11 protein-coding genes and 1 pseudogene are annotated in these 14,970 nt (G+C 57.3%); 7 read left to right on the plus strand and 5 right to left on the minus strand.

Going from position 1 to position 14,970, the window contains the following annotated elements; all coding sequences use genetic code 11:
* Positions 1-451 precede the first annotated feature (451 nt).
* The 5 genes and pseudogenes from C5L10_RS21905 to C5L10_RS21925 form a co-directional block, all read right to left on the minus strand.
* Positions 452-1,321: a DUF3313 domain-containing protein gene (locus C5L10_RS21905; RefSeq protein ID WP_105431382.1), complete on the minus strand. Its 870-nt coding sequence runs from the start codon at positions 1,319-1,321 to the stop codon at positions 452-454.
* A 91-nt stretch (positions 1,322-1,412) separates the two neighbouring features.
* A complete protein-coding gene (locus C5L10_RS21910; protein WP_172717111.1) occupies positions 1,413-2,741 on the minus strand; it encodes an MFS transporter in 1,329 nt (442 codons plus the stop codon).
* Positions 2,742-2,910: 169 nt separating this feature from the next.
* Positions 2,911-4,152, minus strand: a complete 1,242-nt coding sequence (locus C5L10_RS21915) for a patatin-like phospholipase family protein (RefSeq protein WP_371411968.1) — start codon at positions 4,150-4,152, stop codon at positions 2,911-2,913.
* A 122-nt stretch (positions 4,153-4,274) separates the two neighbouring features.
* Entirely contained in the window at positions 4,275-5,537 is a 1,263-nt protein-coding gene (locus C5L10_RS21920; RefSeq protein WP_105431446.1) for an MFS transporter, read from the minus strand.
* A gap of 396 nt (positions 5,538-5,933) precedes the next feature.
* Positions 5,934-6,071: pseudogene (locus C5L10_RS21925) on the minus strand (IS5/IS1182 family transposase); the annotation flags it as partial.
* Between the two features lie 249 nt (positions 6,072-6,320).
* Between C5L10_RS21925 and C5L10_RS21930 the strand changes: the two are divergent.
* The 7 genes from C5L10_RS21930 to C5L10_RS21960 all read left to right on the plus strand — a co-directional run bounded on the left by C5L10_RS21930 (position 6,321) and on the right by C5L10_RS21960 (position 14,874).
* Entirely contained in the window at positions 6,321-7,307 is a 987-nt protein-coding gene (locus C5L10_RS21930; protein WP_105431447.1) for an amino acid ABC transporter substrate-binding protein, read from the plus strand.
* Positions 7,308-7,381: 74 nt separating this feature from the next.
* Positions 7,382-8,575: an amino acid ABC transporter permease gene (locus C5L10_RS21935; RefSeq protein ID WP_105431384.1), complete on the plus strand. Its 1,194-nt coding sequence runs from the start codon at positions 7,382-7,384 to the stop codon at positions 8,573-8,575.
* On the plus strand, positions 8,575-9,741 hold the full coding sequence (locus C5L10_RS21940) for an amino acid ABC transporter permease (RefSeq protein ID WP_105431385.1): 1,167 nt from the start codon (positions 8,575-8,577) through the stop codon (positions 9,739-9,741). Before C5L10_RS21935 ends, C5L10_RS21940 begins: the two co-directional genes overlap by 1 nt.
* 4 nt (positions 9,742-9,745) lie before the next feature.
* On the plus strand, positions 9,746-10,510 hold the full coding sequence (locus C5L10_RS21945) for an amino acid ABC transporter ATP-binding protein (RefSeq protein ID WP_105431386.1): 765 nt from the start codon (positions 9,746-9,748) through the stop codon (positions 10,508-10,510).
* Positions 10,511-10,654: 144 nt separating this feature from the next.
* Positions 10,655-12,163 (plus strand): M81 family metallopeptidase, encoded by a 1,509-nt coding sequence (locus tag C5L10_RS21950; protein ID WP_205837082.1) that lies wholly within the window; start codon positions 10,655-10,657, stop codon positions 12,161-12,163.
* A 4-nt stretch (positions 12,164-12,167) separates the two neighbouring features.
* Entirely contained in the window at positions 12,168-13,382 is a 1,215-nt protein-coding gene (locus C5L10_RS21955; protein ID WP_105431388.1) for a MalY/PatB family protein, read from the plus strand.
* 100 nt (positions 13,383-13,482) lie between these two features.
* Complete coding sequence (locus C5L10_RS21960; RefSeq protein ID WP_205837080.1) at positions 13,483-14,874, plus strand: amidohydrolase; 1,392 nt, start codon at positions 13,483-13,485, stop codon at positions 14,872-14,874.
* Positions 14,875-14,970 lie beyond the last annotated feature (96 nt).

The raw sequence follows: 14,970 nt of genomic DNA on the forward strand, positions 1-14,970 counted from the left end.
AGACGGATCTTTTCATGCGTAAAGGACGACACGATAACGCCGAAGATAAGGTGTCAATGTCGGCGTGATGGGTGGCGCCGAATGACTTCTCCCTTTAGACCGAAGGTTCTGATCATCGGTCAGTCTGGAGCTTGATTATGAAAAGGCGGTTCTTCATGATCTTTAGCCGCCAGTGAACATGCATTCGCTGGCTACGGTTGGGGCGCCCGCCATGTGGCGCTGGAGGCTTAACACCTCCAGCTGTTCCCCTCCAGCCAGTGCTCAATGGTCGTAAGAGCGTTCAGCTTCGTCACCCAGAGCGACAACCGACGCTGCTAGCCGCGCGGGATTGACGTGAACGCGTATCATCTCGGTGCGCAATGGTCTGAATGCTAGCCGGCTCAGCGCCCGATAAGGCCTTCAAATATAACCGCAAGCGGCAGGCAGGCCTCGCGATGTTCGTTCTTGCTTTCTATTGGCCTCCTGTCGGACGCTGCTTGTCAGTCCACGACGGCGGCATCCCGACCTGTGAGGCTGCGAAGTCCTTGAGTCCGGGTGACCGGCCAAAGAGGTCGCAAGCAGGGTATTTCGGCTTTCCGCCAAGGCCCGACTTGATTCTTTGCCCGGACGGGATTTTGGGCAGCGCCTTGAACGGTGACTTTCCGGTGACGAGCATCTTGGAAAAATCACCTCCGAAGCTCGCTCCAAGTGAATAGGCGTCGCCAATCTGCGAAACTCGCGCGCTGGTGGTCATGAAGTTCGCTCCTTTAGCCCATACCATCGCTCCCACCTGCTTCCCTTCTCTCGTCGTGGCTTCGGCCTCCACGGAAAGGCCTCCAAGCCCCATGGGCAACCTCGGAACGGGCACCGACGAAAAGACGCTAGCTCCGAGCGACGTCGCTGTAGACAGACCGGCCATTGTGGCGTTCGTTGGCACGATTTGGGTAATGGTTGCGTGAACAATGAGGTCCGCATCCTCCTTGCTGCGGACTACCTCGAAATGGTCACTCACACCGACGCAGAGGGCACGGCTTATTACATTCGCCACCAGGGCTCGATCGGAAGGATTCTTGATGGAATGCACTGCTGCGCCCGACACCATCGTTGGCGCGATGTAGATCGTTTTAATGGCGCCGAGATCCCCTGACGAGACTTTATAGTTCGCTTTGGTCAATCGCCCGTTGTGTGATGTCAAGCTTTCGTAGGACGTCAGCGAATTCGCCTGTTCAAGCGGCACAGCCGCGCAGCCAAAAACCGATAGCAGCGACAATGAAAGGAGGGCAGATGCAATCGGTCGAAAACACAGTTGGATGGTTGCCCAGCAGAGGCGGGGATGTGACATTTCGTTCTCCTGTTGGATGAGTGAAAGCCGATGCGATGCCGTCGTGCTCAGCGGACGGGTCAGCACGGGCAACCTGAGCCGGTCGTGAGCGTCATCCTTCTGTTGGATTGGACTTTTCTGGAAAAAGAGAAAGCAATCCGACTGCGGCGACCCCCGTGAACGCGAGCGCGACTAAGACTAAGGCCCAGCCGCTGTAATTTTGTTGCTGGATCAAAAGTCCGCCGGCGATCGGCCCGATGATGTTGATGAGGGAAGCAAGCGATTGCGCCATACCCATCGCGACACCCTGAGAGCCGGTGGGCACAATTAGTGTCAGTGCGGCAACGAGTGTCGGCCTTGCCAGCGCCAGGCCCGACGCGGCTGTAAAGACGCCCACGGCCAGGCCAGGGATCGTATCGCCGAAACCGATGAGGGCGAAACCGACCGCGAGCAACGCGAACGACGCTGCGGCCAGCGTTCGCTCATGGAACGTTGTCCTGATGGCGCGCACTACCACAACCTGAATCAAAATGTTTGTCGCACCAGCCGCGGTGAACAGGAGCCCGATCTCGGTCGGGCCAAATGGCTCGCCACCCCACTGGTATCGCGCTTGAAGCACCAGCGCGAGTTGTGAAGCGAACAGGCTGAACGCGAGGTACAGTATGGCAAGTGCTGTTAGAAGCGCCTTGGCATTGGGAAGCGCTATTAGATCAGCGATCTCACGACAAAATCTCGGCAAAGAGAACCGTGCCACGCCGATTGCATTGTCGTCCAGGGATTCTTTGCCACAACGTGCTCGATGGGTCCGACGTTTTTCTTTCCGGAAGGCTGGGCTTTCGAATTGGGTGCGGGACCAAACCCGATCACTCGCAGGAAGGAGAGTGGAAGTCGCTACGATGCTGGCAAGGGATAGCCCCGCAGCAACCAAGAATGGAATTGCCAGTCCGATCGGGGCGAGTGCTCCACCAAGAGCTGGACCGACCATGGTGCCCAAACCCATTGCCGCGCTAACGAACCCGATTGCTTGTCGGCGGGTTTTAGCTTCGGTCCTATCCGCGACATAAGCGATAGCTATGGCGACGTTGCCCGCTGACAAACCACCGAGGATGCGGGCCAGGAAAACAACAAAAAGGTCGGGCGCCGCGGCAAGCAAAAGAAAGCTTGCACATGTGCCGATCTGACTGAATAAAAGCAACCGTTTGCGCCCGAATCTGTCGGAGGCGTTCCCCAAGATAGGCCCAGCAAGAAATTCGCAAATGGCAAAGCTCGCGAACAGAAATCCAATCGTCAGCGGCGTCGCACCGAACTCTTGCGCGTAAAATGGTAGAAGAGGCAGGATGAGACCTGCACTCGCGGTATCCACGACAACGATCGCGAAGATCGGAAGCAAACTCTGCAGTTTCTTCCCCGCCAGGCGCCGGACATCAGCTTCGTCTGTCATTGAAGGCTCGCTTTTGATGTGAATCATGCACTCGTCTAAACAGGCAGGCGCATGTCAGGGTTAAAGGGCAGGGCGCACATTTGTGGTTGGCAGATCAGTGAGCGGTTCATCTGACGAGGCGCCATATGAGAGCGTGACGAGAGACGCCCGCTTGTCTTGATGACGAAAATCACTGCGAAACAGGCTGTAGCAACTTCAACGGAAAGATTGGCGTATCCTTCCACAATCTCCCGGAGGTCGCCTGCTCATAGCCAAGGCTGTAAACAGCCTGCATATAATTCTTGTCGAGTGGATTAAGCATCGAATAGGGAATCTGCACATCGATTGATGCAACATTGAAATTCGCTCCTGTGCGGCGGGCGTGGTTGTAAAGCGCAGTTAATTCGCTCTGCGCCTGAGACTTCAAAAAGGTCGAGTATGCTCGGCCCAGGGACGACACTGTCCTGTTCGGCGTGAGGTTGAACTCGGGAATGAGCGCGTTATTGACGATCACATATAGATTGACTTTTTTCGGAACGGTTTCCTCGGAAAATAGTGCGTTTTCGACTAGAAGAGGCGATGTAAGGATCTGAGAAGTTGATCCTCCATCGGAATGCAACTCCTGAAACTGACGCCCATTTGATGTTGCCCGGATCATGACCGGAGGAAAGACGCCTGGGACGCTTGCGGAGGCAACGATGACGTCTCTAAACAGCTCCAGCGCATCCGGGTTTCCGCTCGCAGCGATGGCGCCCATGTTCCAAATCACGCCACGTTGGGTGTCGAGGTTTGTCGTGAGAACAAGCAGCCGCCGACCGTTCCGGTGTTCGACAGCGACCTGGTTGAGGACCTTCGGCGTTATGGAGCGATCGACATGTCGTTTGAGCGGCCCCGGCTCGAGCAGGCTTGAGCCGAACACCCCAAAGGGACCGTTGACTGCGACAAGCTCCTGAGCGACACCGCCGGTAAACAGATGCACCAGTGTCTCGTCGTAAGCAGGACCCAGGAAAGCGTATGGCGCAATCAAGGCGCCTGTGCTGACGCCGGTTACGACATCAAAACTCGGGCGCGTCTTCGTTGCAGTCCACCCCGCGAGTGCGCCAACACCGAAAGCGCCGCTGCCGCCCCCACCGGAGATCATCAGTATGTTTTTGTAGTCGGACTGGGTCTTAACCATCCAGTCGCGATGCTTTGCAAGCGCTTCGTTGCGCGGGGAATAGCGGAAGGCGCGGATTTCACCATATCCCGCTATCAAAGCATTGTCGGCCTCAACGGCGTCGAAAGCGCGATCTGGCGTGTGTGTACAGCCCGAGAGGACCAACGCGGCGAACAAGAGGAATTTTAATGTCCTCATCGAGCGCCTGATAACGAACGGAACGACCAGCGCCCGTGAATAGATCTGAAAGAGCGCATCATGCGCAACGGAACTCATCACCATACCTCCCGCGGGCTGTGCATACCGATTCTGTTTTCCAAGATGTCCTGGCGTGTCATTGATTGGGTCTCTCGAGCCGAGTGCGATGAGGAGCTGCCATTGGCGCGGCAACCGTATGCTTATTCGCTCGCCTGCCCCTCTGCCTCCGGGTCAGTGGGCGGTAGTCTTGTCCAGGCGATCGCTGCGGCAATCGCAACGAAAGCGATGATCGCGCCGGTCCAGACACCATAGAGTGCCCGGCCAATGAGGAAGCCGGCGATTACAGGAGAGACAGCCTCCGTAGCAGCAAGCAGCGATTGGGCAGTTCCCAGCACGACCCCTTGACGTCCGCGCGGCGCATGGACGGAGAGCGCCGAAATGAAGGTGGGACGCGCCAACGCGTCGCCAACACTTACGCAAAGGATGGCAAAGACAAGGACCGGAAGCGTCATCGCAAAGCCAACAGTGATGTAGCCGACGGCGACAATGGCGCATATGAGAACGATCAGCAGGCGTTCCGTGAAGTATCGCCCGAGCCATTGCAGCAGGAACAACTGGACAATGATGTTAGTCGCACCGTCCGCGGCCATTATGTAGCCGAGTTCTCGCGGCCCAAACGAACTGCCTCCACTGATAAAGGTCGCTTGAAGATAGTTTGCGATCTGAGAGCCGTACATACCATAGGCAAAAAAGTAGCAGAGCAGCACGATCACCAGCACTCGGATCAAGGGGGAGCTGACGATTGATCTGAATGACGTCTTGCCGGAGGGAGCAGGGCTTACGCCTGTCTTATCGAGGCCGTTTAATGCTGTGTGGTTGCCTTTGATCCAGGCAGCCGTCATGGCGAAGCTCATCGCGGAGAAGGCCATGGCTGCGTAAATCGGAACGGTCAGCGAGATGCCGGACAGATAACCCGACAGTCCAGCTCCGAGGATGCCGCCAAGCCCGACGGCGGCATTTAGAATGCCTATGGCCTGCCGGCGGTTGGCCGGAGAACTATGATCTGCGGCGTAGGCGGCGGCAGCGGCGAACGTTCCTCCCGTAAAGCCGAACAGAATGCGCGCTAACAGAGCGGGAAACACCGCCTCTGCCACAACGAGCAAAAGGAAGCTGATGAATGCAGCCACCTGCGTAGCCAGCAGGATTTTCTTACGTCCCACCCGGTCGGAAAGCTGACCGACAAGTGGTCCCGCGACAAACTGAGTGAGCGCTTCAGTGGCGATCACTATACCGAAGATAAGCGGCGTCGCCCCCATCTCCTTGAGGTAGAATGGCAAAATGGGTAAGACTGCGGCCGCACTCGCCGCATAGAAGCTTAGGCTGAGAAAAACGGGCAGCATCATGCGCCAGTCAAGCTTCGGCGCTGCCTTGTCGTTCCCTGATATAGATGCGTCGACGTTCATCTCTCGCGGCTCCCTGCTGTTGACCGCACATGCGTCGCGGATGTCCAAATTCGCTGCGCAGGGATTTTCCATCACCTGTTCAATGTGTAATATGCACATAACCGAGATGCAGGAAGTTCGTCAACAAGAAAGTGTATAATACACATTTGTTTATATCCCGCCCGATCCTGTCGTCGGCGTGATCATCCGAGCGAGCAGCAGAGAGCCTGATGGATGCCGAGACGTTCGTTTGAGCGCAATATCGGCAGGGTGATGGTTCTGCTGCGGTAACGTGCGGGCATTTCACATCGCACGGAGCCCTGCAACGTTGGTGGAAGAGCCGACCATCTTGAGGAAAGCGACGAAATCGGCCGCTCCCGATCTGAGGATCGCACTGAGAGTCCGTCTGAGAATACATGATGACCTTGCGATGTGCCTGGTCAGCGTCATGATGGATGCAGCATATAGAAAGGCTTTGGCCGACTTTATCGTCGCCTCCGGGTCTTTCCACAGTCGCCGATTTCGACTGCTCCAGGCGAAGAAGCGCTCGACAAGCGGCGGATGCTTAGAAGTTTCGGGTCAGCAAGGGTTGACCATGGCGAGCGTTGCCTTGGGGACAACACCCATCATTACTCTTTGCTTCTTCCTTGAGCCCCAGCTTTCAATAACTTCGAAGTATCGTCTGGCCATGGTCATCACTACTCAAACAAAGCGGCCGACGCGCCAGCCCGGGAGAGCAGGCGCAAATGGAGGATAAGTCTAGTGAAAGTTCGTTTTAAAAGTGCGGCATTGGCCGCGCTGACGATGGTAGTTATCTCCGGGTGGGCGAGCGCTCAAGAGAATTCCGCGCTGGGCAAGATCAAGGCGCGGGGCGAACTCGTCTGTGGCGTCGGTACCGGACTTGCAGGCTTCGCGCTGCCGGATTCGGACGGCAACTGGCAGGGGCTGGACACGGACTATTGCCGAGCGTTGGCAGCCGCGACCGTTGGTGATGCCACGAAGGTCAAATATGTTCCCCTGACGGCCAAGGACCGCTTTGCAGCAATTCAGGCCGGACAAGTCGATGTACTGGCGCGAACAACGACCTGGACACTCTCTCGCGACACAGCCAACGGTCTCGATTTTCGCGCCGTCGATTTTTACGACGGACAGGGATTTCTCGTCAGAGCCGATAGCGGCCTGACATCTGCAGCCGAGCTCGACGGCGCCAGCATATGCTTAACGCAGGGATCGACGGCCGAACTGAACACCTCGGACTACTTCCGAGCCAAAGGTATGAAGTACAAGCCGGTGACCTTCGCCACGAGCAGTGAAACGGTAAAAGCCTATGAAAGCGGGCGTTGCGACAGCTATTCAAACGATTCTTCCGCGCTTTACGGTGAACGTCGCAGGATGGCCGAGCCGGACAAACATGTCGTCCTGCCGGAGATTATCTCGAGGGAGCCGCTGGCGATCGGCGTCTTGCAGGGCGATAGCCAATGGTCGGATCTCACTGCCTGGCTTCATTTTGCCTTGCTTATCGCAGAGGACAACGGCATCACCCGCGCCAATGTCGATACCTATCTGACAAGCGAAAACCCGGAAATCCGCCGCCTGCTTGGCGTAGAGGGCAACGTCGGTGAACTTCTGGGCGTGGACAAGGATTGGGCGCTGCGCGCGATCCGCGCCGTGGGCAATTACGGCGAAATGTACGACCGAAATCTCGGCACGAGCTCACCTTTGAAAATTCCGAGAGGCCTAAATGCTCTTTGGAGCAAGGGGGGCCTGCAATACGCTCCCCCGCTTCGATGACGGAGGCTGGCCCGGCAAATGACCGATGAGGGCCATAAGCGGTAGCCCGCAACATCAAGACAATGGGAAATTAGATGTTCTCCTGGACACCCTCGAGGTCCAGGCGGGGCCGAACGGCCACCGCCAAGGAAATATTGTGGCAGGCGATACTGCTCGTCGCGATCGCCTGCTTGGTTGGCGGTGCGATATGGAATGCTAGCCGGAGCCTTTCCCAGCAGGGGGTCGCATCCGGATTCGGCTTCCTCGCCCATACCGCCGGCTTCGACATCAGTCAGAGCCTTATCCCATTTAGAGCAGTTTCGACCTATGGACGCGCATTCCTAGTCGGTCTGCTGAACACGGTCGGAGTCACCGTGATCGCCATTCCTCTCGCAACTGTTTTAGGTTTCATCATCGGCATCTCCCGACGATCGCCCAACTGGTTGCTGAGCCGTGTGGCCGCCGCTTATGTGGAGGTCTTCAGAAACACACCTTTACTTCTCCAGCTTCTGTTCTGGTACAACGCCGTCTTGGCGGCGCTCCCAGCGAAAGCCTTGGAAAGTCTGCACTTCGGCAATCTAATTTATCTGAACCGCCGCGGGCTTGCTCTTCCACGGCCGGTCTTTCAGGATTTCGGCGCTGCCTGGCTCGTGGTCGCCGCGGCGGTGGCGTCGCTCGTTTGTCTGACCATGCACTTTTCTAAAATACGGCGGGCGAAAACAGGGCGGAGTTTTCCAGTTTTCTCCGCAAACCTGCTGATTATCTTTGGCCTGCCCCTGGCTTTCTACGTGACTGTCATTTTGGTGACGGGACGGTCACCGATGCAATTCGATATGCCGGTGATGGGACGGTTTAGCGTGGATGGAGGGTTGCAGCTATTGCCTGAGTTCGTAGCACTGCTCATTGGCCTGGTCTTCTATACCGCCTCGTCGATTGCCGAGGTGGTTCGGTCCGGCCTGGCGGCCGTACCAAAGGGACAGTATGAGGCAGCACGTGCGGTTCATCTTCCGCCCGGAAAAATAATGCGTAAAGTGATTTTGCCACAGGCGATACGCGTCATCATTCCGCCCCTGACAAACCAGTATCTCAATCTCCTGAAAAACTCCTCGCTCGCAGTGGCAATTGGCTATCCCGATCTTGTGCAGATTTTTGCCGGAACGGTTTTGAACCAGACCGGCCAGGCAGTGGAAATCGTCTTCATGACCATGGCTATTTATCTTGCCATCTCGCTCCTGACGGCGTCCGGGATGAACCTCTATAACCACCGCATTACGACCGTGGAAAACTGATGTCATCCGGTACCTATCGACGTGAGCCCTTGCTGCCCTTGACCTATTGTCAGAGCGAGCCCTACCCGTCTGACCCGCCGCCGATCGCCGAACGAGGCTGGATTAGCTGGCTTAGCCGCAATCTCTTTTCCAACTGGCGGCAGTCTCTTCTATCGATTTTGATCTTTGCCCTTCTTGCTGGCACGGTGTGGCAACTCGCCAGCTTCCTGTTGCTCGACGCGGTATGGTGGGGCGACAGCGGAGAGGCATGCCGATCTCAGGATGGGCGTGCCGTCGGTGCATGCTGGGCATTCATTGCCGATCGCTATCAATACTTCATCTACGGCTCCTACCCGCTCGAGCAACGATGGCGTGTGAACACTGTCTTTCTCGCCGGAGGTCTTGGCCTCGCATATCTGCTGTGGCCACGTGCTCCGTTCAGGCGGCTGGGACTGACCGTCGTCATCGTCGCCCTCCCCTTGACCGGCTTTATCTTCTTAAGCGGCTGGGAAGCGGTGGGGCTGCGGCATGTTCCCACGAACCTATGGGGCGGGCTGATGGTCACTATCGTTGTCGCCACCGTCGGTATCGCCACGGCCTTGCCGGTTGGGATATTGCTTGCGCTCGGGCGCCGCTCACAACTCGTGATGGTGCGGTGGCTGAGCATCGGATTGATCGAGCTGCCACGCGGCGTCCCCCTAGTGACCGTGCTTTTCATGGCGAATACGATGCTTCCGCTTTTCCTCCCGCCGGACCTCAATCCGGATAAGCTGGTGCGGGCTTTCGTCGGCATCTCCTTCTTTGCGGCGGCCTATCTCGCGGAGATTGTTCGGGGTGGACTGCAAGCCGTCCCCCAAGGCCAATATGAAGCGGCATCGGCACTGGGCTTGAGCTACTGGAAGACGATGGGGCTTGTCATTCTGCCGCAAGCTCTCAAGGTCGCCGTTCCGAATATCGTCAGCATCAATATCGGTTTGTTCAAGGACACCTCGCTGCTTCTGGTCGTCGGAATATTCGACTTCCTGTCGACCGTCGAAGCGGCGCGCATCGATCCCCGATGGGCCGCGCCGACGATCAGCACGACCGGCTATGCTTTCGCGGCCCTCGTCTATTTCTGCTTCTGTTTTGGCATGTCCCGTTACGGCGCGCTGGTCGAACGCCGTTTGTCCCGTGATCATGGAAGGTGATGTTATGGGTGCGACCGGAATACCCAGCCTCGACAAGCCGCGCGCCGTGCAGATTCGCGAACTTTCGAAATGGTATGAAAGCTTCCAGGTTCTAAACCGCATCGATCTCGATATATCCACCGGTGAGAAAGTCGTCATTTGCGGGCCTTCCGGGTCCGGCAAGTCCACGCTTATTCGTTGCATCAACCAACTGGAGCCCTTCGACAGCGGCCGCCTTTACGTGAACGGCGTCGAAATATCAGATGGGCGGAAGGAAGTGCGCATCGCCCAACAACAGATCGGAATGGTGTTTCAGCACTTCAACCTGTTCCCTCATCTGAGCGTTTTGGAAAACTGCGTACTGGGGCCGACCCTAGTCAGGGGATTATCGCGGCGGCAGGCAGAGGATATCGCCGGGTATTATCTCGCACGCGTGCAGATTTCCGAACAGTCGCTTAAATATCCCCGCCAGCTCTCAGGCGGCCAGCAGCAGCGCGTGGCCATCGCACGCGCGCTTTGCATGGAGCCAAAAATTCTGCTGTTTGACGAACCGACTTCCGCGCTTGATCCAGAGATGGTGAAAGAAGTCCTCGATACCATGACTGAACTTGCAAAAGACGGCATGACGATGATCTGCGTTACCCACGAAATGGGCTTTGCGCGGCGCGTTGCCGACAGAGTGATCTTCATGGACAAGGGTCAGATCGTGGAGATCAACCGGACGGATGTGTTTTTCAACATCCAGTCCAATGAACGCACGCGGCAGTTTTTGGCGAACCTCGTTAAGTGACCGCCCTTGACGGTGAAAGCCCCTTGTCACGTGCCGTTGAGCTTGGTGTTGCTCTCTAGGCAATGCACGCATCCTCAAGCTGCGGCTTCCGTAAAAACCTATCGATCGATACAGGCCATTCCTCGCTTCATTAACTGGGAGAGGATCGTGCGCATACTTGTGGCAGGATTTGAACATGAGACAAACACTTTCGCGCCGTCAAAAGCCCACTACCGGAATTTCCTGAAAGGGGAAGGCTATCCGACGCTGAGGCGCGGAGCCGAGCTCTATGAGCTGCAGGAAGTCAATCTCGGCGCTGGGGGCTTCATCAAGGCGGCACTCTCCGCTGGCCACGAGCTCATCCCGGTCATCTGGGGTGGCGCCAGCGCATCGGCTCATGTGACGACGGATGCTTTCGAGCAGATTCTCGGCGAGATTGCCGAAGCGGCAAGGAAGCATTCGTATGACGGCGTCTTTATCAATCTCCATGGTGCCATGGTTACAGAAGCGCATGACGACGGGGAAGGTGAAATACTTGCGAGGCTGCGCGCGATCATTGGCTCGGATGTGCCTCTAGTCGCTTCCTTGGACCTGCATGCCAATGTAACTGCTAAGATGGTTGATCTTTCAGATGGCCTGATCGCGTACCAGACCTATCCGCATCTCGACATGGCGGATACCGGAGCCAAGGTACTTAAGTTGCTCCATGACTACCATGCATCACCCGCGCCCTGGTTCAAGGCATTTCGCAGGCTCCCCTTCCTCATTCCGATTAATGGGATGTCCACGTTGGTCGATCCTGCCCGTCGGGTCTATGACAGGCTGCGGGAACTTCAGAAGGAGGACGTGATCTCTCTGTCTTTCGCCCCAGGCTTTCCCGCCGCCGATTTCCCCGAATGCGGGCCGACCGTCTGGGGTTACGGACGCGACCGCCGGGCTGTTGAAGATGCCGTTTCTACGCTTGTCGATATGATAGTTGCCGAGGAGAAACACTGGCGGGTCGACTTCCTCTCTCCACACGACGCCGTGGAACAGGCCATGCGAATCAACGCGGAGTCACGGAAGCCGGTGATCATCTCAGATACGCAGGACAATCCCGGTGCAGGCGGTGACGGGAATACGACCGGTATGCTAAAAGCCTTGCTGGACTGTGGGGTGGCCAATGCCGCAATCGGGGTATTTTACGATCCCGCGGCATTCGAGGCGGCATGCGAGGCCGGCGTCGGCGCCGATATAACCATAGCGCTCGGCGGCACATCAAATGTAGAGGGCGATTCTCCTCTCGAAGGCACGTTTCATGTCGATTTCATCGGCGATGGGAGATGCACGTTCGAGGGGCCGATGTTCCATGGCAATAAGGTCGATCTCGGAGGTGTCGCCTGCCTTCGCATCGGAGGTGTCAGCATCGTCGTCAGTCCGACCAAGGCGCAGATGTTCGACAGGGTGCTTTATCGTATCGCCGGCATTGAACCGGAAACAAAATCCATACTCGTCAACAAGAGCTCGGTACATTTTCGGGCGGATTTCACGGAGATGGCGGCAGCCATTCTCGTCGCCAAGGCGCCAGGACCGATGAAGGCCGATCCCGATGACCTGCCGTGGACGCGACTGGCAGACGGCATGCGCACTTCGCCCATGGGACCGACGTTTTCCGGTTTGAGTGCAAGGGATTGATCAGATGCAGACTGTCGACGCTGCTCCTCCGCCACACAATCCAGACAATACTTATTTCCTGATGGACGAAGCGGCACTGCGGCGTCGAAGAAATCTCAAGTGGTCCAGCTATGGAGAAAATGTCCTTCCGGCATTTGTCGCAGAGATGGACTATGCTGCCGCGCCGGCGATCGCCGACGCTTTGTCGAGAATAACGACCAATCAACAATACGGTTATCCCGCAAGAAGCGGATCTCGCACTCCAGACTCCGTGGCTAGGCTCTATGCGGAGCGCATGAGCAGGATATTCGATTGGCGACCGGACCCGAAAAATATCGTCGTTGTCTCCGATCTTGTGCAAGCCATTTTCACGACAGTTCTGGCGTTTTCTAAAGAGGGCGATGGCATTGCGGTCCAAGAGCCGTGCTATCCGCCGTTTAGGGACGCGATCGTCTCGACGGGGCGCCTTTTTACCCGCGTCGAAACCGTGGACGACGGCAATCGTTTGTCCATCGATTTTGACAGTCTCGCCAAAACCATCGGGCCGCAGACGCGCCTGCTCATGCTATGCAATCCCCACAATCCAACGGGACGCGTCCTCGCTCGCCAAGACTTGGAAAAACTGGCAAAGCTCGCCCTGGCTCACGATCTGCTCATCGTCTCGGACGAGGTACATTGTGAGATCACCTTCGATCAGTTCCGCCATATTCCCATTGCCTCGCTTGACGAGGAAATCGGAAGGCGAACAATCACTCTGGGTTCGGCCGCTAAATCTTTCAACACGGCGGGCTTGAAGTGCGCCTTTGTCCACTTCGGCACTGCGGCGCTGCGCGATCTCTATCTCAAGGCCTTCCCCGGTAGGGTGATTGTGCCGGGACACGTCATGGGCATTGATGCGACGATCGCAGCTTGGGAACACAGCCATCAATGGCAGCACGACGTACTGTCATATCTCGCCGGAATGCGCGGCCTGCTCATGCAAAGGTTGGGGAAGGACCTGCCAGGGATCAGGGTCCATGCACCCGAGGGCACCTACATGGCTTGGCTCGACTGCCGCGCACTTGGATTGCCTTCGCCGGTTTATGATTTCTTTCTTAGCGAAGCCAAAGTGGCCTTGAGCGCTGGGCAAACTTTCGTGACCGGCGGCGAGGCCTTTGCAAGGCTCAATTTCGCAACATCGGAAACGATACTCAGCGAGATTCTAGACCGTATGACGCATGCCGTGCGCACTCGTGCGTGAGTTCGCGTTCGAAGGCCAAAATCACGCGCTGGCACCTGTTGCTTGGCAGGCAACGTGAGGATTTCGGTGCCGGGAACTAACTGATGAAGGAGACATGGCAATGAATGAGCTGACGATCGATAATGTTCTGGCTGGTGTTCACGCGGCCGTGAACTCCAGAGCGGGTCGCTATGCCCGCCTGGCCGATGAGATCTGGGAATTTGCCGAACTGGGGTTCGCCGAACGCCGCTCCAGCAAAGCCCAGATGGACGTGCTGGCGGCGGAGGGATTCGAAGTGATTGCCGGCATCGGCGGGTTGCCGACCGCCTTTGTCGCTGAACGTGGTGAAGGCAAGCCGGTGATCGGTCTACTCGGCGAATTCGATGCTTTGGCGGGGATGAGCCAGGTGGCGGGCTCGGCGAAAGAGGAGCCTCTTCATCCAGGCCTACCTGGACACGGTTGCGGGCACAACCTGCTGGGGACCGGATCGGCACTTGCCGCGGTGGCCGCAGCCGAAATGCTTGAGACGATGGGCATCCCAGGCACCATTCGCTACTACGCCTGCCCGGCGGAAGAGGGTGGCGGCGGAAAGGCTTTCATGGCTCGCGCCGGGGTCTTTAACGACCTCGATGCCGCCTTCACATGGCATCCGGGCCCGACTTCATCCGCCCACATGAACCGGACCAACGCCTTTCAGCAGATACGGGTGATCTTTCGTGGACATGCCTCTCATGCTGCCCTGACGCCACATCTCGGGCGAAGTGCTCTCGATGCGGCCGAGCTGATGAATGTCGGCTGCAACTACCTCCGCGAACATATGGAGGATGGCGAGCGTATCCATTATGCCTATCGCGATGCCGGTGGCATTGCCGCAAACGTCGTTCAATCCAGAATAGAACTCGCCTACATCGTCAGATCGCGTACCGTCGAGGGCTTGAAAGTCTTGGCAGCACGCGTCGAACAGATAGCACGCGGAGCGGCGATGATGAGCGGAACCGAGGTCGAATTCTCGATTGAATCGGGAATGTCGCCCTATCAACCGAATCTGGCCCTCACCAGAATGATGCATGAGCAGTTCACCGCGCTTGGAGCACCCGACTTTGACGAGAGCGATCTGGCGGCGGCTGTCGCATTCGCCGATTCGAAAGATCAACGGAACCGGGCGCTGGACGGCGATATAGCTCCGCTTTCGGGTCATGTTGGTAACTCGCTCGGATCGACGGACGTGGGTGACGTTTCCGTCGTGATCCCGCTGGCGCAGATCTGGGTCGCAAGCTTCGCCCGCAACACGGCGTTCCATTCCTGGCAGCTCGTTTCCCAGGGCAAACTGCCGGCTGCACACAAGGGGATGTTGCAGGCTGCCAAGGTGATGGCCGCTTCCGCATTGCGCGCAATCCAAGATCCCGATCTGCTGGACCAGGCGAAACAGGAACACCGGAACCGCAATGCAGGAGCTGGATACAATTGTCCGATTCCTGACGAAGTCCTGCCTCCCCTGCCGCGGGGTGATTGAGAACTTCCGCTGAGAGCCGGAACCGGTGTTGCCCGATGAGCAACACCGATGTGTACCGTTTACGGTTTTACGCCGCGCCGCATTCTGCTTACGCTT

Origin of the sequence: Neorhizobium sp. T6_25, from assembly GCF_002968555.1 — a bacterium.
In the GTDB taxonomy this organism is placed as follows: domain Bacteria; phylum Pseudomonadota; class Alphaproteobacteria; order Rhizobiales; family Rhizobiaceae; genus Neorhizobium.

What these genes read in the sequence shown, in the direction of transcription:
- C5L10_RS21905 (WP_105431382.1), bottom strand. Translation starts at nt 1,321, where the DNA reads ATGTCACATCCCCGCCTCTGCTGGGCAACCATCCAACTGTGTTTTCGA.
- C5L10_RS21910 (WP_172717111.1), bottom strand. Translation starts at nt 2,741, where the DNA reads ATGACAGACGAAGCTGATGTCCGGCGCCTGGCGGGGAAGAAACTGCAG.
- C5L10_RS21915 (WP_371411968.1), bottom strand. Translation starts at nt 4,152, where the DNA reads ATGAGTTCCGTTGCGCATGATGCGCTCTTTCAGATCTATTCACGGGCG.
- C5L10_RS21920 (WP_105431446.1), bottom strand. Translation starts at nt 5,537, where the DNA reads ATGAACGTCGACGCATCTATATCAGGGAACGACAAGGCAGCGCCGAAG.
- C5L10_RS21930 (WP_105431447.1), top strand. Translation starts at nt 6,321, where the DNA reads ATGGTAGTTATCTCCGGGTGGGCGAGCGCTCAAGAGAATTCCGCGCTG.
- C5L10_RS21935 (WP_105431384.1), top strand. Translation starts at nt 7,382, where the DNA reads ATGTTCTCCTGGACACCCTCGAGGTCCAGGCGGGGCCGAACGGCCACC.
- C5L10_RS21940 (WP_105431385.1), top strand. Translation starts at nt 8,575, where the DNA reads ATGTCATCCGGTACCTATCGACGTGAGCCCTTGCTGCCCTTGACCTAT.
- C5L10_RS21945 (WP_105431386.1), top strand. Translation starts at nt 9,746, where the DNA reads ATGGGTGCGACCGGAATACCCAGCCTCGACAAGCCGCGCGCCGTGCAG.
- C5L10_RS21955 (WP_105431388.1), top strand. Translation starts at nt 12,168, where the DNA reads ATGCAGACTGTCGACGCTGCTCCTCCGCCACACAATCCAGACAATACT.
- C5L10_RS21960 (WP_205837080.1), top strand. Translation starts at nt 13,483, where the DNA reads ATGAATGAGCTGACGATCGATAATGTTCTGGCTGGTGTTCACGCGGCC.